The sequence below is a fragment of the Dethiosulfovibrio peptidovorans DSM 11002 genome (assembly GCF_000172975.1).
Lineage (GTDB): Bacteria > Synergistota > Synergistia > Synergistales > Dethiosulfovibrionaceae > Dethiosulfovibrio > Dethiosulfovibrio peptidovorans.
Map to the genome: position 1 here is coordinate 262165 of NZ_ABTR02000001.1, position 24825 is coordinate 286989.

Below are 24825 nucleotides of genomic sequence, written 5' to 3' on the forward strand. Positions count from 1 at the left end.
CTCCTTCCGGATATTAGTTCATCTCTATTCCAACAGGACGGGACCGTCGTCGGTCCTCAGTGCCCTCTGTCCAATTTTCATAAGCTCTATAAATTGATCCAACGGAACCTCGCCTTCGAAAACCCCGTCTTTTACCGATCTCCCTGTTTTTTCGACCTTTACGGCCCTCATGGAGACCCGATCCGGCTGGTTCTTCCGAATCGCAGGGACCTCCGGAGCCCGTTCCGGGACGTTCGCACTGCTGAGGTTTTTTCTCAACATAAGCAGCATTTCCCTCTCGTCTCTAGTGACCAGCTCCAGGAGGGCTTTCTGGTCCTCCCATGCGAGGGAGGATCTCACGGCCCTGCGGACTGGCTCCGGCATCGAGACGGGAAAGGCCGCCACCAAGACGAAAACGGCCGCGGCGACCGAGGCACCTATGGACCGGGAGATTCGGCGAGTTCGCACCTTGGATCTGCTGCCGTCCACGATGGACCAAAGCTCTCTCCTAGCCGTCTCCAGCTCCGCCGAGGCACATTCCATATCGGCCAACGCGTTTTCCCAAGAACGAGACTTACATGCCACCAGACAACGTTCCAACCATCGTTGAACTTTTTTTATCTTTCCGTCCATAAGAGGACCCTCCCGCAAAATAAGGTATCATCCTACGTAAAAGTATCCCCGATCAGCCCCTAGAAGTGGCATCCTTCGGAGTAAGCCACGATTTCAGCCAGCCTAAGGCCTTTCTCCTGAGTCTGTAGACGTGGCTGACGTCTATATTCTCCTCCATTGCCACATCCTTGGCATTGCGGCCCTCCATTATCAGATCGGACAGTATCCTGGCCTCTCTCTCCGGCAGGTGTCTCAGTCCGTCCTTTAGATCCAATACGGCGTCTATAGTCTCCGACGACATTGGGTCCCGAAGTTCCTCGTCGAAGCTATCCATGGGGAGGGGGGCCTTGGCCTCCTTCCTCTGGAGATAGTTCAACATCTGACCTCTTATTCTGTAGTAACCGTAGGTTGTGAAACGGAAACCTCTGGACGGGTCGAAGCTGTCTATTCCCTTTATGAGGGCCATCATTCCCTCTTGGATCAGGTCGGGGTATATGTCTCCACCGACGTTGAACTTCTTGGCGATCCAGAAGACCAAGGGACGATAGGCCAATATTAGATCTTCCCTTGCGGAGGGATCTCCGTCCTCTAGGGACGACCAAAGCCGTCGTTCTTCCTCTTCGGCTAGACGGTTTCCCTCCATAGCGACGCCCCCTTTTCTAAATAGTCCCGAAGGTTATTTTACCAGCTAAGAGGGAAAAAGGGGACTATCTAAAAGGACAAAGGAAGCTTTGTCCCTACCTCCACAACTTGATGAAGGCTGTCGTTGAAGAACATCAGAGAGGGGCTTCCTCTCCAGAAAGAGACTCCCACCATGGCGCAGTTATCCAGACGGAAACGCCAGACGGAGGAGTCGGGCAGCGAAAAGAGGGAGGCCACGATCGCTCGAATCAGCCCTCCGTGGGTTACGGCCATCACCCTCTCTGCGTCGCAGGACAGAACCCTGGAGACCACCCGTTTTGCCCTTTCTCGAACCTTCTCGAAAGGCTCGCCTCCCGGGGGAGTCCATGAACCGGGATCATTCCGCCAGCCCTCGTAGTCGTCGGAATAGGCATCCATGACCTCGCCTACAGACATGCCTTCCCAGGCTCCGAAGGAGATCTCCCTCAGGTCGTCCATAACGGAGAGTTCCGGCCCACCTTGCCACCTTTCGGAGACTATCTCGGCGGTTCTGAAGGCCCTTAGGAGCGGACTTACGAGACACACGTCGGGAACCCATTCGTTCAATCTGTCGGCGGTCTTTTCCGCCTGGAGCTCTCCCGTTTCGTTGAGAGGTATATCCATGGAGCCCTGGTATTTAAAGGCGACGTTCCAGTCCGTCTGGCCGTGGCGCAGGAGAAGAAGTTTTTTTTCGTCCACCAAGAAATCTCCTTTCGAGAGATAAAAAAAAGGCCCCCGGTCGAGGCCGAGAACCCTGAGATCACTGGAGCCGGTGTGCAGATTTGAACTGCAGACCTGCGCATTACGAGTGCGCTGCTCTACCAACTGAGCTACACCGGCCAGAAAATGGCGGTCCCAGCGGGATTTGAACCCGCGTCGCCGCCGTGAAAGGGCGGTGTCCTAGACCCCTGGACGATGGGACCGCTTGGTGAGCCGTGTGGGATTCGAACCCACGACACCCGGATTAAAAGTCCGGTGCTCTGCCAACTGAGCTAACGGCTCTTCTGCATTCCGGGAACGCTTGGGTATCTTACTGTCTCAGTCCAAGGTTGTCAAGTGTCTGCCCTGTTTAAAAGACATCTTCCGTCGGGACAACAGATATCGGGGATATTATCCCTCAGCCACTCCGCTCCGGGGTGACGTCCTAAAGCCAGCCAAGACGCGACCTGAAGGTGAAGGCACTTCACGGTCGGACGACTGGCCGGTACGTAGCGGATGCCTCCGACTCCTCCAGATCTGATAACCTCCCAGATATGCCTTCGGTGCAACCTCAGGAAGCGTCTTTCCTCAAAAGAAAGGAGACTAAGACGGAGAATCCTGTGCTCAAGCTGAAAATCCCGCCAACCTTCCCTCCGTGGCAGGAGAAAATCCTCCAGGGAGGAAACTCCTCCCTGTGACTCCAGGGTCCCTAGGGATCGAGCCAACCATGGACAGGACAACCAGAAGGTGGTAGGAAACGGAAATCCCTTCCTAAGAGGGAAACATCTCAGGACCTGAGAGGCACCCCAACGGCAACGACGAGCTACGCCGACGATAAAAGCCGGATCGAAATGCCTCCCTCCCATCTGACGAGAAATTATGTCGATATCCCGCTTACTGGGCGAAGGGCCTCTTCCGGTCATGAAATCTAACGTCCGCCCTTCTTTCGTCCACCTCTTCCGCTCGACTTGGCACTGTTCAAGGTGGCTATCTTCTCCTCGCTTTTCTTGAGGAAACTAGAGAGCTTTCTCTCGAAATCCTCTTCCGGAGTCTTCGGGGCCGAGTTCTCCCTGGAGAAACCTCCGGACGGTCCTCCGCCCGATCCGCCTGGTTTGCGGAAAGGAGGTCTGCTGGGGCGTGCGGGAGGCTCGGACATGGCCTTGATCGACAGATCGATACGCCCTTTGTCGTCGATCTTGATGACCTTTGCTGTGATTTCCTGCTCCGCCGAAACCACGTCGGACACGTTTTTGATAAAATTGTGAGACAGCTGAGATATATGAACCATGGCCCTCTGTCCTGTGGACAGACGGACGAAAGCTCCATAAGGCATAACCTGCTCAACCACTCCGGTGACCACGTCTCCCGGGCTTACCGAACTGTTCTCTTTGAGATTTTTCTTTTCTTCCATTGCGTTCCCCTTGGGGTCTCCTTTCGTATTTCTCATAATAATATAGGTAATCTATATCAAATCCATCTCCACGCCAGAGGAGGTCTCTTTCCGGGATCGGAGACGAGACACAACATCTGAGAGGAACTTCCTTGACAGGATGAATTATACCAGATATAGAGATCACCGCTCTCTTTCTCCAGCACACTTTTTACGAGGCAGTCCTTGATTATAGGATAATAGACGGCTATGAGATCTTTCCGCCGGTCGCCGCGAAGCCAATGGACCCTGTTTCTTCGGGACGAAGGCATTCTGGCTATTACGGCTAGACCGCTTCTTGCCTCGGTTCTTTCGATCCTAAGGTCAATGGTACCGACCGAGACGTCGAAGGAGAGGGAGGTTTTCCCTCCCCTGGCCTTGGGAGGCGAAATGAACAGATCCAGTTTTTTACCCTTAGCCCTCAAGCCCCTCCATTGAGCACACCGCGAGACGGTGAGCTTGACCGGAGATCTGAGAGGATGAACCTCCACGGATCTGGCAGCGGACGAGACGGCCACCTTGCGGGGCCCCTCGGGCAAGACAGCCCTGTGGATCGACACCCTGGACAGAAACAGCCTTTTCAGACCGCTTTTTACGGAATCGAGATCCATTACCCTCAGTCCAGAGCTTCCACTGCTTTGGATATCCGATTGAATGGCTCCAGAAGCTCCATCGTCGAGGATAGGTTAACCAAGAGAGAGACCACCTTATCCAGCACCTCCGCTTTTTCGACGGTGACGCGATAGGGTGGTCCCATCAGATCGGTCTGAACCAAGAAGGTGTTCTCCTCCGGCATGGGGACTGTAGCCCCGGGGCTGTCCAATGGGGCTCTGGAGGTGGAGTCGATCGACGCGGACAAAGACTTGGACATACGAACCAACGGGAGGAGAACTCGACGATCCTCGCACACCCATATATCGGGTTTTTCCTCCACCGCCTCCAGAAGACTTCCCAGGATAACGTCCTCCTGAATATACACGTCTAACGCTTCGCCGTAGAGGACCCTCTCCAATTTGGTAGGCGACACCGGATCGGTATACCTGAAGTCCAAGGGTATACCTCTGTCGTCCACCACCAGCAGAGCCCCACTAAAAACGTCTCCGTCGGCCTCTACCCTGACGTAGCCTATGCTGGATCTATCAGGCATAGAATTCGAATCCCCCGCTTTTTTCCGATTCGTCCCCATCGTCGTCTCGGAATCTTCTTTTACCTCCGCCGCCCCGTCTTCCGTTTTTTCCGGCGTCTCTGTCGCCGACACCGGGCCGCTGGGACTCGGCCGACTCTTCCCCGGTCTGGACGGAGGTGTTTTTATGTTCGGCTTCTTCCACCGCCGCCTCGGACTGAAGGGCCTGCTGGGCCGAGGATGACGGGTCCTTATGGTTCTGAGCGTTTTGTTCCATCTTCCAGAAAGACAGTTGATGGTCTATAGGATGTATCATCTCGGCATACGACCTCCTTCGGTCTCTCTACGGATCATAGGGCAGGGGTTTAAGCTCCCCGCCGTCATATCGGAAGGTGATGAACCGCATCTCTTCCCTCACAAGATAGGTTATCCCCCTCATGGTTATGGACACACCAGGATAGCATGTCTCCTTGACGTTCACTTTCGGATCGGATCTGCTTCTCTCTATCTTTAACTCAACTTCCTCCAGCTCCTTGGTCCAACCGTCTATCAGGGAACGAAGCTGAAAACTTCCTTTTGTGAGCTTGAGCATTATGGTCCTTTTTTCCATGTCCAGTTTTCCTGCCTTCTCAATTTTTTTCAAGAAGGCTATGTTGGTATCTATCTGGCTTAGTTTTTTCTTGTTTTCCTCTATAAGAGAGCCTAATTCGTTCTTTCTATTGGCCAAATCGGGTGAAACACCTACGTGAACCTCGGTCTTCGTTCCCATATGGCTGCCCAGGGTGACACAGCTGACCGATATTCCGGCCTGGACCTTGCCGCCTACGATCTGTCCCTTGCCTCCCCTGCTCCCGGCGATAACGGATCTTCCCGCCGATACGTTGCTGTGCATGATGGCGTCTTTGACCTGAAGATTTTCGTCCACGTGGATGGTCGCTTTGTCTATATAACCGGCGGTGAGGGACCCCCCACTTCGGATGTGCCCTTTGTTTCCTCCGGAAACCCCTATTTTTATTTCCAGATCCCCGTCGTTCTCTATGATCGCTCCCTCGACGACGCCTCCGATTGAGACATTTCCGGAGGTCTTTATCTCGAATCCGTCCCTGACAGCACCTTTTACGTCTACTGATCCAATGAAGTGGACGTTTCCGACGCTGTAATCCACGTCGCCGGGAACCACGTATATCGGCAGAACGTCCAGCACGCTGCCCCTGAAGACTAGGTGTCCGTCTTGATCCGCGTAGAGGGTGGTGCCGTCCTCCGATAGCCTAGTTCCATGACCGGCCGGAAGTTTGCGGTCTTTGCCGTTTTTAGCCTTCACCGTTTTTCCGAACACGTTGATGCCGTTTTGTCCGTCGGTCTGAGGTATGCGGGTAGCAAGAACCTGATCCTTATGGACTATGGTGACTGAGGAAAGCTCCTTAAGGTCCACCTTTCCTCCCTCGTTTGTCTCTAAAGGGCGGCTGCTTCCGAACTCGACTACGTACTCGACCTCGGCGTTACGGCCGTCGATTGCCGGATCGCCTCGGGCGACGTCGACCCACTGGTCCGATATATGCCCGTCGATTATGGACTGTAGAGCAGATTCGTCTATTCCGTAGATGACGTTCTTGGTCTCCAGAGCATTTTTGAGATCCGACACCTCAGGCCACGGGGCGTCTCCTTCAGGAGGTTCCACGGAGATCTTGGCGATCATCGAGTCTCTGGATATCTCGACCTTTATCTTGGCATCTTTTCTCGCCTCTCCTTGAGCGATTCTGGTCTTCTTGCCCGGGGTCTCCAGAGCCTTTTCCACCGCGTCGGCTTCGAAGTTGGAGATCCTCTCTCTGGTCAAGAAATCCAACACCTCGGCTAGGGAGACCCCTTCTTCGACCGAGAGATAAACTCCCTCTTCGTTTTTCTCTATTGTGAGTCGCTCAGACATGGTACACCTCCATATCGAATCGTGGACGGACCTTCAAATCAGCTGTGAACCGAAAGTCTAGCCTTTAAGGAGACGATGGCCTTTCCGTGTATCTGAGAGACCCTCGACTCGGTGACACCGAGGACAAGCCCTATCTCCTTAAGGGTCATTTCCTCCAGATAGTACATGGAAAGCACCAGACGCTCCCTCTCGGAGAGACGATTCAATGCTCCCACCACCAGATCTCTCTCCTCCCGGTTCTCCAGAAACTCCTGAGCGGAGGCTCCTGTATAGGACAGCAGATCCCCTTTTTGAACGTCCCCTTCGTCCAGGGACATGACCTCGTCCAGTGAAACAACGTATCCTCTCGACGCCAGGCTAAGCATCTCCCGGTAGGTTTTGTCGTCCACGTCCATCTCCCTCTTGAGGGATTCGTCGTCGGGGGTTATTCCCTGAATCATAAGCCGTTCTGTGGCCCTCTCCAGACGTTGCAGTTTTTCCCTACCGGTCCTGGAAAACCAATCGCATTTTCTCAGTTCGTCCAGTACCGCTCCCCTTATTCTGGGAACGGCGAAGGTCTGGAAGGAAAAGCCTCTCTCTATCTCGAATCTGTCTATAGCGTCCAAAAGGCCCATCAATCCAAAACTTATGAGGTCCTCATAGTCCAACCCCGGAGGAGGGGTAACTGTCATTCGTGCCACGACGTACTTGACGAGAGGAATATAGCGGCTTACTATCTCGTCTTTCTCGGAGGGATTCGACCGGTACCTCTGCCACAGGGCCTCGTCCTCTTTGGATGGTGGCATGGAATTATCCCCCTCTCGAAATCCACCGAAAGATAAGCTCGGTACGAAACTATATTATATCCCCTGTTTGCCTGTGCCCAGGGTCTTGACGACCAATATCCAGTCATCCGTAGAAAATTCTACGCTCCGACCTTTGTTTCCTCCAGTGTCCGAGCCCACAAGTTTTATTCCCGCCGACTTCAGGTTCTTCTCGGTCTCCTCGGCGTTTCTAGTCCCCACCGCAAGAAACCCCGACTTTGACCCAGGGACATTGAACATCTGGGATCCACCGGCCATCTTAGCCTTCAAACGGTCTTTTTTGGCCCCGGCCTTCAACACCATGTCGATGAGGGTGGGAACGGCTGTGTCGGCGAACTTTCCCGGCTTCGGAGTGTCCTTGTCCTTTCTGCTCTCAGGCAGCATTATGTGAGCCATGGCGGCCACCTTGGCTGTCTCGTCGTAGAGAACCAGGCCGATGCAGGACCCAAGGCCGAGGGAGATGAGCTTGCCGGGATGTTTAACAAGGACTGTGTCGGCCATTCCGACATGTTGCCCTTTTTCCATCAAAGCACCCCCAGTTTGGAGAGAAGGATCTCGAGAGCTCCGGGATCGGGGACCATCATTATGTTCCCCTTGATGTCCGTCCCCTCTTGGTCCAGCTTCAATGTCGTGTTGACCAGAAGAGCCAGTTCACCGGACTGGGCAAAGATGGAGGCGACGAACTCCAGTATGGCCCCCAGCATATCATGGGCTACTCCTGGCACCGAAATCGAGATCGACTCAGATCCTATCATCCGGCTAACCGCATTCAGGAAGGAACTCAGAATTATGTTTCCGAGCTCGCTGAGGGCACTGTCTCTCATCTCCGGGGGAAAGTCCCTCCCATCCGTGTTCATCCTGGAGATGAACATGGCATCCACCATCCCCTGGGCGGCCTCCTCATCCTGTATAAAGATGAGATTACATGGGAAGGTTCCCTCTCCATGAGTGTAGACAGCGGCAACAAAATCCTCGGGGGGGCCGAAACGTTCGGACACCTCGTAAATCGACACTAGCTCTACGTCGGGGACCCCCATGACGACCGGTTTACCCAACATCTCGGATAACGCAGTCGCGGCGTTTCCCGCCCCTATATTTACCACTTCTCTTATGGCATCAAGATGCAACGGACTGAAATCGTTATACTCCATTGTCCCTATCTACTCCTAAGCCCTTACTTTAAGGGAAGCCACGTCCAGTATAAGAGCGACGTTGCCATCTCCCAAGATGGTGGCTCCGGCTATTCCCTTTATTTTGGACAAAAGCCTTCCAAGCGATTTAATCACTATTTCCTGCTGACCCACCAAGGCGTCCACTACAAAGCCGATCTTGTTTCTACCGGCCCTGACCACCACCACGGGATACTCGTTTCTCTCCTCGTCATCTCTTACCGCGTCGAGGGTGGACGCCAGATCTCCCAGGGTGAGGACCTCTCCTCTGAGCAGAGTAACAGGGCGACCGTGCATTCTCTTCATGTCCTCTTCACGTACCAGGATGGTTTCGTCCACGTTCTCCAGAGGTATGGCGTAGGTCTCGTTTCCGACCCGAACCAACAAGGCAAGAACTATAGCCAAGGTGAGGGGGAGCCTTATGTAGACGTTGGTGCCCTCTCCGACTTTCGAACGGACCTCGAACTGGCCTCCCAAGGCCTCGACTTTGCGTTTGACCGCGTCCATACCGACCCCTCTGCCGGAAAGGTCTGTAACCTCTTTGGCCATGCTGAATCCCGGAAGGAAGACAAATTGGATTATCTCGTCGTCAGACATCTCCGCCAACGCCTCTTCAGTGACCATTCCGCGTTCTACCGCTTTTTTGCCGACCGCCACAGGGTCTATGCCCTTTCCGTCGTCGGCCACCTCTATTATGACGCTGTTGCCTTCCTGATAGGCAGCGATGCGTATGGTTCCCTGAGCGGGCTTACCGGCGGTCTTTCTGATCTCCGGGATCTCCACCCCGTGATCGACGGAGTTTCTTATGAGGTGGACCATGGGGTCGCCTATCTCGTCGATGACGGTTCGATCCAGCTCCGTTTCCTGTCCCTCTATCACGAGCTCGACGTCCTTGCCGAGATTCTTGGAGATATCCCTTATGAGCCTGGGGAAACGATCGAAGATGAAGGAAACCGGGACCATGCGAAGCTTGGTGACAAGCTCCTGGATGTCGCCGGAGATTCTACCCAGTTGAGAGAGGGGCTCGTCGAACTCCCTCAGCTTGGACTCGAGAACCAGACGTTCTATTCGGGCTTTCCCTATTACCAGCTCGCCTACCAGATTCATCAGGCTGTCCAGACGACCTATGTCAACCCTCACGGTCTGAGACGTTTTCTTGGCCTTCGGGGCCTTCTTAGTTTTGGGAGCTTCATCCGCCTGCTTAGCTTGGGCGGGCGCTGCGGCGGCCTTAGCGGGTTTTTCATCGGAGACCGCGACCTCCTCAGATGTTTCCCCTTTCTCCACCTCCCAGGGCAGGACCTCGGTCTCGACCACTTCGCTGACGGACATTACCGCATTTTTAACGACGTCCGCCTCGTCCTTGGTTCCTATATACACGATGAAAGAGTGATCGAACTGTTCCTTTTCCAGATCGTCGACGGAGGGATCGCATTTCACGATCTCTCCCATCTCCTCAAGGCGACTTACCACCATATATGCCCTGGCGGCTTTCAGAAGACACTCTTGATCCAGGAGCACTTTAACCTTGTAGACAGCCAGCCCCATCTTGGTAGCGTCTACAAGCCATTCCTTTTCCTGATCAGAAAGCTCCGATTCCTCCGTGCCTTTTTCCACCGAAGAGGGCTCTACGTTTTCCTCCCTCAGCTGGGCTACCAGGGAGGATATATCGGTGTCCTGATCGGTTCCTCCGTCCCTGATCGCATCAACCATGGACTGCATGAGGTCGAGGCTCTGAAAAAGATGGTCTATATCGTCGTCGGTTAGATCTTCGTCGCCGCTTCGGACCTTGGAGAAACGGTCCTCCAACGCATGGGTGAGCTCGGCCATATGCTTAAAACCCATCGTGGCGGACATACCCTTCAGAGTGTGAGCCGTCCTGAATATCTCGTCTATCGTGTCGCGACTGCGACGGTCCTGCTCGACCGCCAATATAAGCTCGTTAAGTTGCTGGAGGTTATCGGTCGCCTCGTCGAGGTAGGCTCCCAGGTACTGGCTCATATCGGTAGACATGTCCTATCATCTCCTCTATCGATTTTCTCTCACGAAGCGGTCCAAGGCCGGCGCTATTTTATGCAACGGCAACTGCTCGTTGACCACGCCTGCTTCCATAGCCGCCCTGGGCATACCGTAGACCACGCAGGTTTCCGGGGATTCTCCAAAAACGTATGCTCCCATGGACGATAGGACCTGAGCTCCATCCGTACCGTCTCTGCCCATTCCGGTAAGGATGACGGCTACTACGTTTCCTCCAAGTATATCGGCCACGCTGAGGAACATCACGTTGGCCGACGGCTTTACCGACAAAACAGGAGGTGCGTCGGACAGACCGATCGAAAGATTGCCGGCTCCTCCCTTCAGAATCATATGATAACCGCCTGGAGCTATGACCGCCAGACCAGGTCTGAGGATCGTGTTCTCCTGTCCCTCGACCACGTTTATACTGGATAGATCGTTAAGTCTGGTCGCAAAGGAAGCGGTAAAACCTCTGGGCATATGCTGAGCCACTATTATGGGAAGCGGAAAATCAGAGGGCAGGGCGGTCAACAAACGTTGAAGCGCCTGAGGACCTCCGGTAGAAGATGCTATACAGACGAGTTTCGGATGCATCCCGGGAACCGGAGGTTTGACGGTGGCCTGACGCTTCAAAGACGACAATGGAGGTGTCGTCTTTTTCAAAAAGGGCTTACCTGGTACGGCAGATCTGGCGAAAGCAGCCCCCAAAACCTTTTGTTTGAGTTCGTCTCCAACGTCCCTCATGTCCAAAGATATGGTGCCGGACGGCTTCGCCACGAAATCTACGGCACCAAGAGCGAGGGCCTGCATGGTGACAGAGGCTCCCTCTCTGGTCAGACTGCTCACCATTATTACCGGCATGGGGAAACGATCCATGATCTCCTTTAGGGTCTCCAGGCCGTTCTTTCTCGGCATCTCCACGTCAAGAGTAACCACGTCGGGGCTGTATCGCTCTATTTTCTCCAGAGCGTCTACACCGTCTCGTGCCTTGGCTATAACGGTTATACCCGGCGTCTCCTCCAAAATATCCCCGAGAATCTTCCTCATGAAAGAGGAATCGTCCACGACCAGGACTTTTATGTTTTTCACCGGATCACCCTCCCCTCGTCAGCGCCCATCCCTCCTGGACGCCAGTTCTTTTTCTCGAATAAAGCGGCCCAAGGATTTCTCCAGAGTAGCAGGAAGAAAATCGAAGGCCAGGGCCAACTCGGTAACGTCATGTTCTTCTATGTATCGTACCACGACTAGCCGACAGGAGAGATAGGATGCCACATCATCTAAAGGCAATTTCAGCATAAATCTGGACATATCTCTGAAGGAAGAGGAACAGTTCCCCTTCAACGAAAGCCTAACGCCACCCAGACTGACATCCTTGGCGACCCCGTCGATCCATCCATGGTGGCTGTCCAGAAAAAAACCGAGAGGAGCTACCTCGACGTTCAGCATACAGGGGACCCTTACGAAGCGACGTCTCTGAAGGTTCTGCACCTCGCCGGAGACCTTCACCACCAACAGGACGATGGCTCCCTCCCTGACTGTGCCCAGGACGGAACCGTTCACTTTATAGACGCTTTTATCGGAGCTCAGAGAAAGCTTAAGCTCCACCCCGCGATACATAGGCAGCAGACCACCTCCGAGGAAAGGATGGGAGAGTTTCCATACGTCCTCATAACCGTCCTCCAAGCGAGATGGATACTGCCCTTTATAGAGCCCGGCAACTATGGATATGTCCACTTTGGAGCCTATCAGTTGAGGATCTTTATCTAAAAGGGTCTTCGCTTCCATGCTCTACCCCCTATCTATCCCGACCGACTCCGAGGCTTCTGGCAAGCTTGAAGAACAGTGACTTAACGCCCCGCCCCGGATCGAAAGATCTATCTTCTCCACCTTCGGACATAAGGGTCCTGGCGATTCTACGGAAACATTCGGACGCATCCGAACGAGGAGCGAATCTTATCAGAGGTTTCCTGGCCCGCACCGAGTCAGACAGTCTGCTATCGGTCAAGACATATCCGGAGTAGCCCAGGTCCACCCTGAGAAACTGACTGGCAGCGAAACGCATACGCCCGGCCACGGATCGGGCTTCCTCCTCGGAGGAGACCATATTGACCAGCACTCGAACGTCCAGTTTTCCAACCGTTCCGAACACCAAGGATTTCAGGAGTCCGTACGCATCCCTTATGGACGTGGGCTCCGGCGTAGTAACAAGTATAACCGTATCGGCAGAAAGAGCGAAGGATATCATGTTTCTGTGGATACCCGCCCCTGTATCGACCACCATGATATCCGCGAAGGACTCCAGCTCAGCCAAGGCGTTTATCAAGGCCGACTGGGCAGATTCATCCAGGTTGGCCAGTTCCTCTATGCCGGTTCCTCCAGGTATCAAGGAGACGCCGTCTCCAACATCGCACAGGATCTCGTCAAGAGACCTCTCCCCCCTTACCAGGTGGATCAGGTTATAAGGAGCCTGGACACCCATAAGGATATCTACGTTGGCCAATCCGAGATCCCCGTCCAGAAGAGCCACATTGTGCCCCATCTCTCCCAGAGCCAGGGCCAGATTGACGGAGATATTGCTCTTTCCGACGCCGCCCTTTCCTCCTACGACAGCTATGGAACGTAGAAAACCGGGCCGTCTGATGTTTTTTTTCTCCTCCGATATGGAAGCGACCATACGCCTCAGGTCGGAGGCTTGGTCGGTCACGGAAGCTTTGCGATCAATCACCGTATCCACCGCCTAATGCCATATTAACGATACGATCCGTAGAGGCCACCTCTATATCGTTGGGGACGTTCTGACCTACGGTCAGAAAAGATATGGGAATATCGAAGTTGAGGGCTATCTCCAGCACCGGTCCCAGAGTAAGGGTCTCGTCCAGCTTCGTAAATATGAGGTGAGATATAGGCATATTCCCCATCCTCTCTATGACGTCGAGCATGTCCCTGTATTTGGAACTGGCTGAGATGACGAGGTGGACGCTCTCGGGAGCGAAAGCCTCGTAAAGCTCCTTGGCCTCGTCCAGCCTGCGAGAGTCCCTCTGGCTTCTCCCGGCAGTGTCAAGCAGAATAAGCTCCACATCCCTCTTCTCCCTGATTCCCTTGAGATCCTGAGGGTCGAAGATCACCTCGACGGGCACGCCAAGAATCTTGGCGTAGGTCCTGAGTTGCTCGACCGCCGCTATACGATAGGTATCGGCGGTAGCAAGGAGGACCTTTCGGTCTTCCCACAGGGAATTGGCCGCCGCCAGCTTGGCTATGGTGGTGGTTTTGCCAACCCCGGTGGGACCTATAAACATCACCCTGGATCCGCCCAGCGCGCTTATGACGTCCCGAAAGGGTGCCCTTATGGATTCCTTCAACCAATCCTTAAAGGATAAATCGTCCAGAGAACCTCTGTAGCGTTCTAGGAGAGCGTCCACGAAGGATTCGGTCATATCTATCTCCAGCAACATATGACGCCAACGCTCCCGACAATCGTCCATGGATGAAGGCGCCAATCTCGGCTCAGGAGGCTTCTCTGTCCCACCGTCGGACACGGAAGCCCTATCCAGCCGTTCAAGTACGGAGGATAATGTACGCTGAATTCTCTCCACGTCATCGGAGAGATTTTTGTTATCCCTTTCCTCTACGGAATTAGGACCCTTTCCATAGGCCTGGGCGACCTTCTCTCTAGAGACGGAAGGACGGGAGGCTGTGGCCACAGGCGAAGACAGTTCAACCCTGTCCTCCCTTTCTCCGACGGGAGTGTCGTCTGTCTCCTTTTTGCCAGACGATCTTCCTTCCGAAGGAACGACAGGAAAACTGTCCCTTTTCCCCTCCAGCAGCTGCTGAAAGGCCCGAACCCTATCTCCTATAGGCTCTTCCTTCTTTTTGGGCTCGTCTTCCTCCAGGATACCTGCCGTCACGACCAGGGCGGGCTTTCCGAACAACCCCAGGAAGCCCCCCTTGTTGACCGGGCGGGTAGAAAGCACCACAGCATCTCTGCCCAGTCGATCGGCAGCGATCCTGATGGCCTCGGCATCGTCTTTAGCCTCAAAGGTGATCTGTTGGACAACCCTCATTCTCTACTCCACCATCCCCAACGACTTGATATCTATACCATGGCTTATTTCATTATAAGACACCACGAACAGACCGGGCAACGAGGATTCCAGAACTCGACGGACAACAAGCCTGACGTCGGGACTCACAAGCAGGATGGGAGAGAATCCCTGAAGCATGGCCTCCTCGGACTTGGCCGACACGGAGGTAATCAGCTTGGAAATCTCCCTGGAATCCATGTTGAGACGCCATCCCTTGGCAAGATCGCCCTCCAAGGCGTCCCTTATCTTCTGTTCCCAGGTAGGGGAAAGGGTGGACACGGTTATGACGTCGTTCTCCTTGAGCCTCAAAGAGATTATACGGGCCAGGCTCTCCCTCACCCTCTCGGTAAGATAGTCCACCGAGGTAGAGAGCCTTCCGTAATCGGTCAAGGTCTCGAAAATGGTCACCAGATCCCTGATAGGGATATGCTCCGCAACCAGGTTCTGAAGGACTTTCTGGATGTCCCCAAGGCCGAGAACGCTGAGCATTTCCTCGATAACGGCGGAATTGCTCTCCTTGACCATGTCGGTAAGTTTCTGGACCTCCTGTCTGGTTATGAGATCGGCACCGTGAGACTTTATGACCTCCGACAGATGGGTGGCCAGCACGGAAGGAGCGTCCACGACGGTGTAGCCGCTGGCCTCCGCTTTGTCCCGAAGCTCCGGAGATATCCAGAGGGCCGGAAGACCAAAGGCGGGCTCTGTGGTGGGAACACCTACGACCTCCTCAGTGACGTTTCCAGTGTCCATGGCGAGATAGTGTTCCGGCATGAGATCTCCCTGACCCTCCAGAGCTCCCTTGACCCTTATGAGATACTCTGAGGGTTTCAGCTGAATGTTGTCCCTTATCCTGATGGACGGGACCACCAGCCCCATGTCCATGGCCATCTGCTTCCTTATGGTACTGATACGGTCCAGCATGTCCCCTCCCTGAGCGGGATCGACAAGAGGGATCACCGCATAGCCTATCTCCATTTCCATGGGGTCCACTGCCAGAAGTTTCATGACATCTTCCGGGGAGGTGGGAGTCTGAGAGGTCGGGTGGTCTCCCTCTCCTCCTGCAGGAGAGGCTCCCTTGCCCTTCCCCCCCACCCCGGGCTCGCCGGACAGACCTTCCTGGGTCTTAGCTTCTCGGTAGACCCCATAGGCCATGAATCCAAGGAACACCCCGAGGAACATGAAGGGGAAAGTAGGAAGACCTGGCACCATGGCGAAGGCAAATAGCAGGGCGGTACCTATCATCAGAGGTCTGGGATATCTTATAAAGGACGAGAACACGTCCCGACCAAGGTTCGAGTCACCGGCGGCTCTGGTGACGATTATGCCGGTAGCGGTGGAAAATAGCAGAGCCGGTATCTGAGACACCAACCCGTCTCCAACCGTTAGGAGACTGTAGACACCTGCCGCCTGACCGAGGGACAATCCGCGCTGAAACACACCGATGGCCAGCCCCCCGAGAATGTTTATTATGGTTATGATCAGACCGGCGATGGCATCTCCTTTGACGAACTTGGAGGCACCGTCCATCGATCCGTAGAAATCCGCCTCCCTCTGGATATCCCTTCGTCTTTCCTTTGCGCCAAGTTCGTCTATCAAACCGGCGTTTAGGTCGGCGTCTATGGCCATCTGTTTTCCCGGCATGGCGTCCAGTGTAAACCTGGCTGCGACCTCGGCGACTCGTTCAGCCCCCTTAGTTATGACGAGAAACTGAATTATGACCAATATTAGGAAGACCACCGCTCCGACGACGTAGTTTCCTCCGACAACGAAATTGCCGAAAGAGGAGATAATGTTCCCCGCGTTACCTCTAAGCAATATCAACCGGGTGGTGGATACGTTCAGTGCCAACCGGAAAAGGGTTACTATTAGCAAGATGGAAGGAAACGACGATATCTCGAGAGCTCTGTTGACGTAGAAGGTCACCAGAAGGACCACCACGCCGAAGGTTATGTTCAGGGTCAGGAGGATATCCAACAGCCAGGTGGGCAGAGGTATGATCATCATGACCACGACCAAAACCATCAGGGCCGCCACGCCTACATCTGCAAAGCGAAGCATCCTCTCTACCATAGTCATCCGTTCCTCTGCCATACTCACGCATCCTCTCGTTTTGCATCAGATGATGAATTCGATATTCCAGAACTTTACCAGAAACCAAGGGACCCTTCCAGAGAACTAAGACCTCTTTTTACCGATCCCATAGACGAAGGCCAGTACCTCCGCCACAGATTTGTACAGCGTCTCGGGGATGGATTCGCCGACCTCCACGGAATCGTGGAGAGCCCAGGCCAGAGGCTTGTTTTCCACCACCGGCACGTCGTTTTCCTCGGCGATCTCTCTGATTCTCCGCGCCAGTAACCCTTTTCCCTTGGCCAGAACCACCGGAGCGTCCATCTTTTCTCTATCGTATTGAAGGGCTATGGCCAATGTCGTCGGGTTGGTTATGACCACGTCCGCCTGAGGAACGTCGGCCATCATCCTCTGCTTAGCCATCTCCCTCTGTTTCTGGCGGATCTTCTGTTTGATCTGAGGATCCCCTTCCATCTGTTTGTATTCTTCTTTTATCTCCTGTTTGCTCATCTTTATGTTCTTCTCGAACTCCCATTTTTGGTAGGACCAGTCGAAGATCGCTATGACCAAAAGCAAAAAGGTCATCTTTACGCACAACAGCCATATTCGCCACAGCAAGAGGGACACGGCAGGACCGATGGGGTATCTTACGGCCATCACCATATCGGCGAGATCCCCTCTCAGAGCGGAATAGAGAACTATAGCCAGTATAAGGGCCTTGAGGATCCCCTTTACCATCTCTACCAAGGACCTTAGGGATATGACCTTCTTGAGCCCCGATATAGGGTTGAACCTGTTCATCTTAGGGATCAGCGGCTTAGATGTCATAACGAAGCCGACCTGAGCCACAGAGACGAAAAAGGCGGCGAGAAAACAGCCCACCACCATAGGGACTATGGCCAGACCGTAGGCCGATATGGACCTCATCGTCAGAGAGTGGAACCACCCGGTCCGCCCCAAGGTTCCATCTCCGATAAAGAACAAGCACTCCCGGATAAAGGACAGTATAACGTCGAAGATCCACCCTCCGAACAGAATTACGGCTATTAAACCGGCTATTATGACAGCAGAGGCCCCCAGGTCCTGGCTCTTGGCGACTCGCCCCTCCTCCCGTTCCTTACGCCTCTTTCTGGGAGTGGCAGGTTCGGTCTTCTCTTCGGCGAAAAACTGGAGCCGAAACGATTTAAATATTAACGCCATACCGCCAGACTTCCCAAAGCCGCTCGAAGGTAGGGCTCTATCTGATCGTGCATTATGTCCACCGTCATGGGCAGGACGACCATGAGCAGAAAAAGTCCCAGACCTATTTTCAGGGGCAAGCCCAATATGAAGACGTTCATCTGGGGAACGGTACGAGCCAGGAAACCAAGACCGATATCCGCCAGAAGCAGAGCCCCGTAAAACGGGATGGCAAACTTGAATGCCATGACGAAGAGCTTTCCGAGCCATTCCGCCAACCCCAGATCGGACGACACGGCCAGCCCCATCTCTCCGAGGGGTAAAAGCCTGAAACTCTCCATCAACGCTCGGACGAGAAGTATATGGCCGTTCCAGTAGAGAAAAAACCAGAGGCCGATAAGGATCTGAAGCTGTCCTATTATGGAGTCCTGACTCTGGGATATGGGGTCCAACACGCTGACCATGGCCAACCCCATACGGGTACCTATCATCCGTCCCGCTATCTGAAGGGCATAGAACGGAGCGGAGGCCAAGAAGGCTATGGAGGCCCCTACGAGAAGCTCCCGGAGCGCGGCGAGCAAAAAGGGAAGGACCCCGGAAAACAGGACCTCGGGGAGACCCCCACCCAGCTGAGGAACGGTTATAAGGGCGAAGAAGAAGGACAGAAAGTAAAGACAGGGGATGGGAAACGAAGAGGCCAGAAAGACAGGAGCGGTAAAAATGATCCCGAGAAACCGGATCGATACGAGCATATATAGAGGAACAACGCGGAAAAGGGCGTTTAAATCCATCATCTTACAAAACGATCCAGCTGTCCTAGAAGGTCCACGGCCAGCTTTCTGACCACCCCGAAGATCCATGGTCCCATGACCACGAGAGCCCCCATTATGGCGATTATCTTGGGGACGAAGGAAAGAGTCTGCTCCTGAATGGATGTGGCGGTCTGGAGGATACCGACGATAAGTCCCACCACCATGGCGACGATAAGTATGGGCAAAGAGGCCATCAAAGAAACCTTGATCGCCTCCATCAACATATCGCTGACGCTGAAGGCTTCCATCTCTAAGACCTCCCTCTAGACATCACTGGAAACTCCTGATAAGGCTGACAACCACCAGATTCCATCCGTCGGCCATAACGAAAAGCAGCACCTTGAAAGGTAAGGAAATCATCATGGGAGGGAGCATTATCATACCCATGCTCATCAGGACGCTGGATATTATCATGTCCACCACTATGAAAGGAACGTATATCACTATCCCCATCTGAAAGGCGGATTTCAGCTCGCTGAGCATGTAGGCGGGAAGAAGGACCTTGTTGGGGATATCGTCGGCACTGGAAGGCCTCTCCAACCCAGACATAGAGACCATAAGGGACAGTTCTTCCTCCCTCGTCTGGCTCAACATGAACCGGCGTAGAGGAGTCGTGACATTTTCCAGCGCCTCCATCGAACCGATACGACCCTCCATGTAGGGAGAGAGCCCCTGGCTGTACATCACGTCCCAGGTAGGGGCCATTATGAAGAGAGACAGAAAGAGTGCCAGGGTTACTATGACCTGGTTGGGCGGAGTCTGCTGGAGTCCCAGGGCGTTTCGGACGAATCCCAGGACTACCAAAACCCTGGTGAAAGAGGTTACCATGAGGAGTATCGCAGGGGCCACGCTCAGGACGGTCAACAGAGCCACTATCTGGAGCGAGGTGGAGACATCCTGAGGAGATGTCGCCCCCTCTACCGCGATCCTCAAGGCCGGCACGGGAAGTTCCGGTTGATTCGGCTGGGCCGAAGCACCCCCGCACGACAGAAAGAAGACCGACAGACTAATGAGGATCGCTATTTTCAGGTTCAGCTTCATCGAACTTCTCCCATACATCAGCAGGATATCGCCGAAGCAACGATATACCCTCCTTGCTTTCCGCCAAGAGGAGTACGTCGGTTCCGCAGCGCACCACATAAAGAACGCCTCTGCCCAAGGACAGAGACGTCAGGACCTCCAGCCCGTTCCTAGAGGACCTCACGCGCTTCGGCCCCCAACGGACGAGGAGAAAGCCGACGCCTCCTAGAAGGGCGACGGCTAGGATCATCTTTGTCAGATAAGACTCGATCGAAGACGACGCATCGGCCCAGGCCGGCCCGCAGAGAAAGCATACGAACAGAGACAAAGAAAAAACCGACGCAACGAGAATAGATCTTCCGCGCAAGGGACTTCGATCAGCCCAATACCTTGGACAAAGCGTCTACCACGCGGTCAGGCTGGAAAGGCTTGACGATAAAGTCCTTGGCTCCGGCTTGGATCGCCTCTATTACCATGGACTGCTGTCCCATGGCACTGACCATGACGACCTTACAGCCGGGATTGACGGCCTTTATGGCCTTGACCGCCTCTATTCCGTTCATCTCAGGCATAGTGATATCCATCGTGACGATATCGGGATTGAGGTCTTTGTACATGGAAATCGCTACCTGACCGTTTTCCGCCTCTCCTACTACCTCGAAACCGTTTTTCGTGAGAATATCCTTCAACATCATCCTCATGAAAGCGGCGTCATCGACAATAAGGACTGTAGCCATAATGCCCCTCCTGTTCGTCTATTCAAGTCATTTTCAGATCAAGATCCGATCGACTGGATTTTCTCTCCCACGTTCAATATCTCCGTGACCCTTACACCGAAGTTTTCGTCGATCACGACGACCTCTCCCTTAGCGATCAACTTTCCGTTAACTAAAACATCTACAGGCTCTCCTGCCATCTTGTCCAATTCTATCACGGAACCGGGAGCAAATGACAGAACCTCGCCTACGCTCTTTCTAGTTCTTCCCAACTCCACCGTTACCCGGACGGGAATATCGGCTATGAGACCGATATTCGAGGGCAGCGAAGAATCGACGGCGGCAGGCTGAAGCGGGGAAAACTGAGCGGGACGGACGTCGACCGGAGGCGACGCCTCTCCCGAGGGAGGCTGAGACATCCCTGCCCCACCGCCTCCGGAAGGCCGAGGAGCTTGCTGCTGAGCTGGTCTCTGAGGCGGTGCTTCCGTCGGGCTTCCCTGAGAGGGCTGAGAGGCAGAAGGAGCAGGAACCTCCTGCTCTCCAATCAAAGCATCGGCAAAGGCAGAAGCGTGAACCGATGGAACGGAGATAAAGCTTTTGAAACTGTCCAGCCCCTCTATGGTAACCTCCATGGAAATGTACCAAACGGGGACATCGCTCTCCATGTTAGGGAAAAGCAGCCAATCGTCCTCGGTAACCTCCGAGGCGGGATCGGTGGGGATGGCCTTTCGTCCCTTGAGCTTTCCACTGAGGGATGTCATGGCGGAACCTACCACTTGGCTGAGCCCCTCCTGAGCGGCGTTGACGAACAGCTCGTTCGCCTCATCGGGAAGGTCCTTGCCCTCGCCTCCCATCATGAGATCGGCCAGGAGAACAACTCCTCCCTCGTTCATCACGACCGATACGGGAGCATCGTCAAAACCATCGCAACGGACGGAAAATAGCAGGTTTCGATTTCCTCCGATGGACCCCACCACATCGGACTGACCCTTTTCGCCTATCTCGGAGATCTGAACGGAGACTTCCCGTCCGGCCAACATACCTATGACCCCGGTCGTGGCGTCGGAGAACATTCCGGCTAAATCCTCCAGAGCCTCGAGCTGGGCCTGGGTCAGACCGGGGGAGTCACCTCCCCCGCCGTCGTCGGAGCCTCCGGCCAAAGAGCCCTCCAACAGGGCGTTTATCTCGTCTTGACTGAGCAGTTCGTCAGACATGATTACTCCTCCTCTTCCTCGCTCGAGCCGTCGTCCGCCACCTCGAGAACCTCCACGGAATAACGTCCGTCAACGGTTCCCGGACGTCCGGTAAACTTGATCCTGCTCCCGACTCGAACCCTGACGGGATCGTCCAACATCGAATCCAACCGAATAACGTCGCCGACTCGAAGCCTCATGACGTCGAACAGGGATAAAACCGTGTCGCCTAACTCCAGATGGACCGGAACCTTCACCGTTCCCAGACTTGCGGTAAGAAATCCTCTATGATCCTGGTCCTTGTTCTTGCCGGTGGACGCGAACCAGATCTGAGAGCTGAGCTTGTCCATAACCGGTTCCATGACGAAATAGGGTATACATAAGCTGACCATACCCTCCACGTCGCCGATGCTGACCCTCAAAGTCACCAGCAAAACCATATCAGTGCCGGGGCAGATCTGTACGAAGAAGGGGTTGCTCTCCATGCTATCGAAACGGAAGCGAACGTCTATGACGGTGCTCCAGCTGTCCTCGAGGAGCTCCAGCATCCTCATGAAAACCCGTTCTATAACGGTGGACTCTATATCGGTCAAATCCCTTGGCTTTCCGAAAACCTCTCCCTTTCCGCCCAGCAACCGATCGATTATGGCGAAAACCAGGTTGGGATTCATCTCCACCACGGCATTGCCCTCAAGAGGATACATCTCCAGAACTCCCATTACGGTGGGCTGAACCATGGAGCGCACGAACTCCTCGTAGGCGACCTGATCCACCGATGCGACCTCGCAGGTCACTATGGACCGGACCATGGTCGACAGGCTGGTGGTGAGCTGTCTGCTGAAGGACTCGTGGATCATCTGGATAGCCCTGAGCTGGTCCTTGCTGAACTTATCGGGACGACGGAAATCGTAACCCTTGACGTTCTTTTCCGCCGAAGCCTGAGATATCTCCTCGAAATCGACCTCTCCGCTGGTAAGGACGTCCAATAGGGAGTCTATCTCCGATTGAGACAGTACGTCGGGAGTCACCGGATCTCACCACCTTTCAAGCATAACGGCCCACGGACTACTGAGTGACGAACTTTCTGAAAAGAACCCTTCTTACCGCGACCTTGCCATCCACCGACGGCAATATGGCGTTGATGCGGCGCCTCATGTCGTCGCTGAGCTCCATGATTCCCTCTGCACTCCTGAAATCGTCGACGATGTGGTCCTTCACCGTAAGGAGAACTTCGTTTCTGATGTGGCTTCTCCAGCCCCCATCGGTCAAGATAGCCTCCGCCTTGGTGCCGGACGCCTCAAGGGCCAGCTCGAAGTTTACCAGATGGGGCTCTTTGTCCGCCAGGTTTACGACGAAATCGCCAAAATCGACTATGGGGCCGGGACGTTCAAGATCCTTTGAGACCCCGGTAACGCTCCGCTCCTCGGCACCGAAACGAAGACCCATGAAATAACCTCCCCCGGCACCCAGGGCGAGGGCGATCAAGGCTATGACCGCTATCAATAAAATCCTCTTGAGCATATAGACCTCCTTCTCCCCCGCCGTCACTGCTTAGGGTACTTAGAGAGAATAACCAGGTCCACCCGTCTATTTCTGGACCTGTTTTCATCGCTGTCGTTTGGTACCACTGGGCGGAAAGGACCGTAGCCTACCGCCTGCACTATCGAAGGGGAGATTCCGGCGGCATCCACCAGATAGGAGGCCACTATAGCGGCCCTTATGGCGGAAAGCCCCCAGTTGTCCCTGTAGGGACCGCCTCTAAGAGGCCGGTCGTCGGTGTGTCCCTCCACCGCCAGAGCGGGAATCCTTCCTTTAAGGAACTCACCCAACTTGGCAAGCAGGCGCTTGCCCTCGGGACGTATATCGACCCCTCCCAGAGGGAACAGAAGCTGATCCGACAGAGACACGGTTACGCCTCTTTGGTCAACTATCACCGATACATCCTGCTCCATCTCCTGATCCTTTAAAAAGGAACGAAGCTCCCTGTCCACCTGGAACGTGGATTGGGTCTGGCGACGTTCCTCTCCGGCGTCGTAACCGGAGGAACCTCCGTAGGGCAAGGGGTCCTCCTGAAGGGATTTACCTCCGTCCAAAACCCCCAAAGCACCCTGGAAGGAGACCATCATCTTCTTGAACTTCTCCACATCTATGGACGAAAAAGCGAAAAGCAGGACGAAGAAGGTAAGGAGCAAAGTCATCATATCGCCGTAGGTCGCAAGCCATCCGGCACCGCCTTTTTCCTCTTTCCGCCTCTTTTTCCTCACCATGGGCTATTCCTCTCCGCCCTTTTCGTTATCGTGCCGTTCCTCAAGCTCTTTCCGCTGCTCCGGAGGGAGGAATACCTTGAGCTTTTCCTCCACTATTCTAGGGTTCTCTCCGGCCTGAATAGCCAGGACTCCCTCGACCATGAGTTCTCTGACCACCGTTTCCTCCGAGGATCTGGCCGCCAGCTTGGCCGATGTAGGCAAAGCGAAGATATTGGCCATAAAGGAACCGTAAAAGGTCGTTATGAGAGCGACAGCCATTCCTGGCCCGAGAGAGCCCGGGTCGTCCAGGTTTCTGAGCATGGCTATGAGACCTATGAGGGTTCCCAACATACCGAAAGCGGGGAACAGCTCTCCCATGGTGTCGAACATGCCTTTGTTGGATGCGTGTCGCTCCTCCAAAACGCTGATCTCCGTGTCGAGGATAGCCTTGACCAACTCGGGATCGGTTCCGTCCACGACGAGCTGAATGGACTTGGCCAGGAACTCGTCGTCCAGCTCGGAGGCGTCGGCTTCAAGAGCCAGCAGCCCTTCTCGTCTGGCCTTCTCGGCAAAGCTGACTATGGTCTGTACCAAAGAGACCAGATCGGGAGTCTGGGAGAAAAAGGCGATTCTGGTGATCTTTCCCAGTTTTTTGATGCGATCCATCGGGTTCGCCATTATCACGGCACCCATGGTTCCGCCTATGGTTATCAACATGGACGGCAGGTTCACGAAGGCGGCGGCCTCACCTCCGGCCACTATGCCTCCCACGACCAATATCAAAGAAAGAGAAAGTCCGATAATTGTCGCCAGATCCACGGTCAGGCCTCCATTTTTTTCAGATAGTCGAGTGTCGCTTCAATGATAAACCGACGACACCGCTACGTCAAAGAGGGCGGCAGCCCTCGTTTGGCCCGATAGGCCGCCGCCCTTTCCATTATCTCGCCGGGAGTTTCCTTCACTACGTAACGGTGGCCGTTCAGCAAGGTGACCACCGTGTCGGGATTGGCCTCCACGGTTTCTATGAGGTCGGCGTTCAGGACGAACACCGAGCCGTTCAGTCTGGTTACCTCTATCACCTTAAACGCCTCCGACC

At 54.4% G+C, this 24825-nt stretch carries 30 protein-coding genes and 3 tRNA genes; all 33 read right to left on the reverse strand.

Annotated features, from left to right (window positions below; all coding sequences use genetic code 11):
* Positions 1-24: 24 nt before the first annotated feature.
* The 33 genes from DPEP_RS01300 to DPEP_RS01460 all read right to left on the reverse strand — a co-directional run bounded on the left by DPEP_RS01300 (position 25) and on the right by DPEP_RS01460 (position 24808).
* Positions 25-612 carry a hypothetical protein gene (locus DPEP_RS01300; protein WP_005658919.1) on the reverse strand — a complete coding sequence of 196 codons (588 nt, stop codon included), beginning with the start codon at positions 610-612 and terminating at the stop codon, positions 25-27.
* Between the two features lie 52 nt (positions 613-664).
* Positions 665-1234 (reverse strand): sigma-70 family RNA polymerase sigma factor, encoded by a 570-nt coding sequence (locus tag DPEP_RS01305; protein ID WP_005658920.1) that lies wholly within the window; start codon positions 1232-1234, stop codon positions 665-667.
* A 68-nt stretch (positions 1235-1302) separates the two neighbouring features.
* Positions 1303-1950 carry a histidine phosphatase family protein gene (locus tag DPEP_RS12955; protein WP_198003011.1) on the reverse strand — a complete coding sequence of 216 codons (648 nt, stop codon included), beginning with the start codon at positions 1948-1950 and terminating at the stop codon, positions 1303-1305.
* A 65-nt stretch (positions 1951-2015) separates the two neighbouring features.
* Positions 2016-2091: transfer RNA gene (locus tag DPEP_RS01315), tRNA-Thr, on the reverse strand.
* A 7-nt stretch (positions 2092-2098) separates the two neighbouring features.
* Positions 2099-2174: transfer RNA gene (locus DPEP_RS01320), tRNA-Glu, on the reverse strand.
* Between the two features lie 3 nt (positions 2175-2177).
* Positions 2178-2253 (reverse strand) — tRNA-Lys (locus tag DPEP_RS01325).
* A gap of 50 nt (positions 2254-2303) precedes the next feature.
* Positions 2304-2873, reverse strand: a complete 570-nt coding sequence (locus DPEP_RS01330; protein WP_005658924.1) for a DUF501 domain-containing protein — start codon at positions 2871-2873, stop codon at positions 2304-2306.
* A gap of 5 nt (positions 2874-2878) precedes the next feature.
* On the reverse strand, positions 2879-3361 hold the full coding sequence (locus tag DPEP_RS01335) for a S1 RNA-binding domain-containing protein (RefSeq protein ID WP_005658926.1): 483 nt from the start codon (positions 3359-3361) through the stop codon (positions 2879-2881).
* Between the two features lie 56 nt (positions 3362-3417).
* Entirely contained in the window at positions 3418-3990 is a 573-nt protein-coding gene (locus DPEP_RS01340; protein WP_005658928.1) for a hypothetical protein, read from the reverse strand.
* A gap of 5 nt (positions 3991-3995) precedes the next feature.
* Positions 3996-4526: a hypothetical protein gene (locus DPEP_RS01345; RefSeq protein ID WP_005658931.1), complete on the reverse strand. Its 531-nt coding sequence runs from the start codon at positions 4524-4526 to the stop codon at positions 3996-3998.
* The gene (locus DPEP_RS01350) at positions 4519-4818 is read right to left on the reverse strand and encodes a hypothetical protein (RefSeq protein ID WP_005658934.1); all 300 of its coding nucleotides are present in this window, start codon (positions 4816-4818) and stop codon (positions 4519-4521) included. The genes DPEP_RS01345 and DPEP_RS01350 overlap by 8 nt, the downstream gene beginning before the upstream one ends.
* Positions 4819-4845: 27 nt before the next feature.
* Entirely contained in the window at positions 4846-6426 is a 1581-nt protein-coding gene (locus DPEP_RS01355) for a DUF342 domain-containing protein (RefSeq protein WP_005658935.1), read from the reverse strand.
* Between the two features lie 38 nt (positions 6427-6464).
* Positions 6465-7211 (reverse strand): sigma-70 family RNA polymerase sigma factor, encoded by a 747-nt coding sequence (locus DPEP_RS01360; RefSeq protein ID WP_005658936.1) that lies wholly within the window; start codon positions 7209-7211, stop codon positions 6465-6467.
* Positions 7212-7265: 54 nt separating this feature from the next.
* Positions 7266-7754, reverse strand: coding sequence for a chemotaxis protein CheD (locus DPEP_RS01365; RefSeq protein ID WP_005658937.1), 489 nt, complete (start codon positions 7752-7754; stop codon positions 7266-7268).
* Positions 7754-8380, reverse strand: a complete 627-nt coding sequence (locus tag DPEP_RS01370; protein ID WP_005658938.1) for a chemotaxis protein CheC — start codon at positions 8378-8380, stop codon at positions 7754-7756. The genes DPEP_RS01365 and DPEP_RS01370 overlap by 1 nt, the downstream gene beginning before the upstream one ends.
* 15 nt (positions 8381-8395) lie before the next feature.
* A complete protein-coding gene (locus DPEP_RS01375; RefSeq protein ID WP_005658939.1) occupies positions 8396-10408 on the reverse strand; it encodes a chemotaxis protein CheA in 2013 nt (670 codons plus the stop codon).
* Positions 10409-10423: 15 nt separating this feature from the next.
* The gene (locus DPEP_RS01380; protein ID WP_005658940.1) at positions 10424-11500 is read right to left on the reverse strand and encodes a protein-glutamate methylesterase/protein-glutamine glutaminase; all 1077 of its coding nucleotides are present in this window, start codon (positions 11498-11500) and stop codon (positions 10424-10426) included.
* Positions 11501-11518: 18 nt separating this feature from the next.
* Complete coding sequence (locus DPEP_RS01385; protein WP_005658942.1) at positions 11519-12196, reverse strand: flagellar brake protein; 678 nt, start codon at positions 12194-12196, stop codon at positions 11519-11521.
* A 10-nt stretch (positions 12197-12206) separates the two neighbouring features.
* Positions 12207-13136 carry a MinD/ParA family protein gene (locus DPEP_RS01390; protein ID WP_005658944.1) on the reverse strand — a complete coding sequence of 310 codons (930 nt, stop codon included), beginning with the start codon at positions 13134-13136 and terminating at the stop codon, positions 12207-12209.
* Complete coding sequence (gene flhF, locus DPEP_RS01395) at positions 13129-14472, reverse strand: flagellar biosynthesis GTPase FlhF (RefSeq protein ID WP_005658946.1); 1344 nt, start codon at positions 14470-14472, stop codon at positions 13129-13131. Before flhF ends, DPEP_RS01390 begins: the two co-directional genes overlap by 8 nt.
* A gap of 3 nt (positions 14473-14475) precedes the next feature.
* Positions 14476-16584 carry a flagellar biosynthesis protein FlhA gene (gene flhA, locus DPEP_RS01400; RefSeq protein ID WP_005658948.1) on the reverse strand — a complete coding sequence of 703 codons (2109 nt, stop codon included), beginning with the start codon at positions 16582-16584 and terminating at the stop codon, positions 14476-14478.
* An 84-nt stretch (positions 16585-16668) separates the two neighbouring features.
* Positions 16669-17763 (reverse strand): flagellar biosynthesis protein FlhB, encoded by a 1095-nt coding sequence (flhB, locus tag DPEP_RS01405; protein WP_005658951.1) that lies wholly within the window; start codon positions 17761-17763, stop codon positions 16669-16671.
* Positions 17754-18494, reverse strand: a complete 741-nt coding sequence (locus DPEP_RS01410) for a flagellar biosynthetic protein FliR (RefSeq protein WP_198003012.1) — start codon at positions 18492-18494, stop codon at positions 17754-17756. The genes flhB and DPEP_RS01410 overlap by 10 nt, the downstream gene beginning before the upstream one ends.
* Positions 18495-18532: 38 nt before the next feature.
* The gene (locus tag DPEP_RS01415; protein ID WP_005658954.1) at positions 18533-18802 is read right to left on the reverse strand and encodes a flagellar biosynthetic protein FliQ; all 270 of its coding nucleotides are present in this window, start codon (positions 18800-18802) and stop codon (positions 18533-18535) included.
* 22 nt (positions 18803-18824) lie between these two features.
* Positions 18825-19595, reverse strand: a complete 771-nt coding sequence (gene fliP, locus DPEP_RS01420) for a flagellar type III secretion system pore protein FliP (RefSeq protein ID WP_005658956.1) — start codon at positions 19593-19595, stop codon at positions 18825-18827.
* Positions 19561-19758, reverse strand: a complete 198-nt coding sequence (locus DPEP_RS13355; protein ID WP_198003013.1) for a flagellar biosynthetic protein FliO — start codon at positions 19756-19758, stop codon at positions 19561-19563. Before DPEP_RS13355 ends, fliP begins: the two co-directional genes overlap by 35 nt.
* A gap of 193 nt (positions 19759-19951) precedes the next feature.
* The gene (locus DPEP_RS01430; RefSeq protein ID WP_005658957.1) at positions 19952-20311 is read right to left on the reverse strand and encodes a response regulator; all 360 of its coding nucleotides are present in this window, start codon (positions 20309-20311) and stop codon (positions 19952-19954) included.
* A gap of 38 nt (positions 20312-20349) precedes the next feature.
* A complete protein-coding gene (fliN, locus tag DPEP_RS01435) occupies positions 20350-21504 on the reverse strand; it encodes a flagellar motor switch protein FliN (RefSeq protein ID WP_005658958.1) in 1155 nt (384 codons plus the stop codon).
* Between the two features lie 2 nt (positions 21505-21506).
* A complete protein-coding gene (gene fliM, locus DPEP_RS01440; protein ID WP_005658959.1) occupies positions 21507-22511 on the reverse strand; it encodes a flagellar motor switch protein FliM in 1005 nt (334 codons plus the stop codon).
* 37 nt (positions 22512-22548) lie between these two features.
* Positions 22549-23004 carry a flagellar basal body-associated FliL family protein gene (locus DPEP_RS01445; protein ID WP_005658960.1) on the reverse strand — a complete coding sequence of 152 codons (456 nt, stop codon included), beginning with the start codon at positions 23002-23004 and terminating at the stop codon, positions 22549-22551.
* A gap of 23 nt (positions 23005-23027) precedes the next feature.
* Positions 23028-23750 (reverse strand): OmpA/MotB family protein, encoded by a 723-nt coding sequence (locus DPEP_RS01450; RefSeq protein WP_005658961.1) that lies wholly within the window; start codon positions 23748-23750, stop codon positions 23028-23030.
* Positions 23751-23753: 3 nt separating this feature from the next.
* The gene (locus DPEP_RS01455) at positions 23754-24548 is read right to left on the reverse strand and encodes a motility protein A (RefSeq protein ID WP_005658962.1); all 795 of its coding nucleotides are present in this window, start codon (positions 24546-24548) and stop codon (positions 23754-23756) included.
* Positions 24549-24610: 62 nt separating this feature from the next.
* The gene (locus DPEP_RS01460) at positions 24611-24808 is read right to left on the reverse strand and encodes a flagellar FlbD family protein (protein ID WP_005658963.1); all 198 of its coding nucleotides are present in this window, start codon (positions 24806-24808) and stop codon (positions 24611-24613) included.
* Positions 24809-24825 lie beyond the last annotated feature (17 nt).

What these genes read in the sequence shown, in the direction of transcription:
- flhF (WP_005658946.1), bottom strand. Translation starts at nt 14,472, where the DNA reads ATGAGGGTTGTCCAACAGATCACCTTTGAGGCTAAAGACGATGCCGAG.
- DPEP_RS01345 (WP_005658931.1), bottom strand. Translation starts at nt 4,526, where the DNA reads ATGCCTGATAGATCCAGCATAGGCTACGTCAGGGTAGAGGCCGACGGA.
- DPEP_RS01340 (WP_005658928.1), bottom strand. Translation starts at nt 3,990, where the DNA reads ATGGATCTCGATTCCGTAAAAAGCGGTCTGAAAAGGCTGTTTCTGTCC.
- DPEP_RS01365 (WP_005658937.1), bottom strand. Translation starts at nt 7,754, where the DNA reads ATGGAAAAAGGGCAACATGTCGGAATGGCCGACACAGTCCTTGTTAAA.
- DPEP_RS01350 (WP_005658934.1), bottom strand. Translation starts at nt 4,818, where the DNA reads ATGATACATCCTATAGACCATCAACTGTCTTTCTGGAAGATGGAACAA.
- DPEP_RS01415 (WP_005658954.1), bottom strand. Translation starts at nt 18,802, where the DNA reads ATGGAAGCCTTCAGCGTCAGCGATATGTTGATGGAGGCGATCAAGGTT.
- DPEP_RS01330 (WP_005658924.1), bottom strand. Translation starts at nt 2,873, where the DNA reads ATGACCGGAAGAGGCCCTTCGCCCAGTAAGCGGGATATCGACATAATT.
- DPEP_RS01410 (WP_198003012.1), bottom strand. Translation starts at nt 18,494, where the DNA reads ATGCTCGTATCGATCCGGTTTCTCGGGATCATTTTTACCGCTCCTGTC.
- fliN (WP_005658958.1), bottom strand. Translation starts at nt 21,504, where the DNA reads ATGTCTGACGAACTGCTCAGTCAAGACGAGATAAACGCCCTGTTGGAG.
- DPEP_RS01305 (WP_005658920.1), bottom strand. Translation starts at nt 1,234, where the DNA reads ATGGAGGGAAACCGTCTAGCCGAAGAGGAAGAACGACGGCTTTGGTCG.
- DPEP_RS01430 (WP_005658957.1), bottom strand. Translation starts at nt 20,311, where the DNA reads ATGGCTACAGTCCTTATTGTCGATGACGCCGCTTTCATGAGGATGATG.
- flhB (WP_005658951.1), bottom strand. Translation starts at nt 17,763, where the DNA reads ATGGCGTTAATATTTAAATCGTTTCGGCTCCAGTTTTTCGCCGAAGAG.
- DPEP_RS01375 (WP_005658939.1), bottom strand. Translation starts at nt 10,408, where the DNA reads ATGTCTACCGATATGAGCCAGTACCTGGGAGCCTACCTCGACGAGGCG.
- DPEP_RS01370 (WP_005658938.1), bottom strand. Translation starts at nt 8,380, where the DNA reads ATGGAGTATAACGATTTCAGTCCGTTGCATCTTGATGCCATAAGAGAA.
- DPEP_RS01335 (WP_005658926.1), bottom strand. Translation starts at nt 3,361, where the DNA reads ATGGAAGAAAAGAAAAATCTCAAAGAGAACAGTTCGGTAAGCCCGGGA.
- DPEP_RS01360 (WP_005658936.1), bottom strand. Translation starts at nt 7,211, where the DNA reads ATGCCACCATCCAAAGAGGACGAGGCCCTGTGGCAGAGGTACCGGTCG.
- DPEP_RS01300 (WP_005658919.1), bottom strand. Translation starts at nt 612, where the DNA reads ATGGACGGAAAGATAAAAAAAGTTCAACGATGGTTGGAACGTTGTCTG.
- flhA (WP_005658948.1), bottom strand. Translation starts at nt 16,584, where the DNA reads ATGGCAGAGGAACGGATGACTATGGTAGAGAGGATGCTTCGCTTTGCA.
- DPEP_RS01385 (WP_005658942.1), bottom strand. Translation starts at nt 12,196, where the DNA reads ATGGAAGCGAAGACCCTTTTAGATAAAGATCCTCAACTGATAGGCTCC.
- DPEP_RS01450 (WP_005658961.1), bottom strand. Translation starts at nt 23,750, where the DNA reads ATGGTGAGGAAAAAGAGGCGGAAAGAGGAAAAAGGCGGTGCCGGATGG.
- DPEP_RS01355 (WP_005658935.1), bottom strand. Translation starts at nt 6,426, where the DNA reads ATGTCTGAGCGACTCACAATAGAGAAAAACGAAGAGGGAGTTTATCTC.
- fliP (WP_005658956.1), bottom strand. Translation starts at nt 19,595, where the DNA reads ATGAAGCTGAACCTGAAAATAGCGATCCTCATTAGTCTGTCGGTCTTC.
- DPEP_RS01445 (WP_005658960.1), bottom strand. Translation starts at nt 23,004, where the DNA reads ATGCTCAAGAGGATTTTATTGATAGCGGTCATAGCCTTGATCGCCCTC.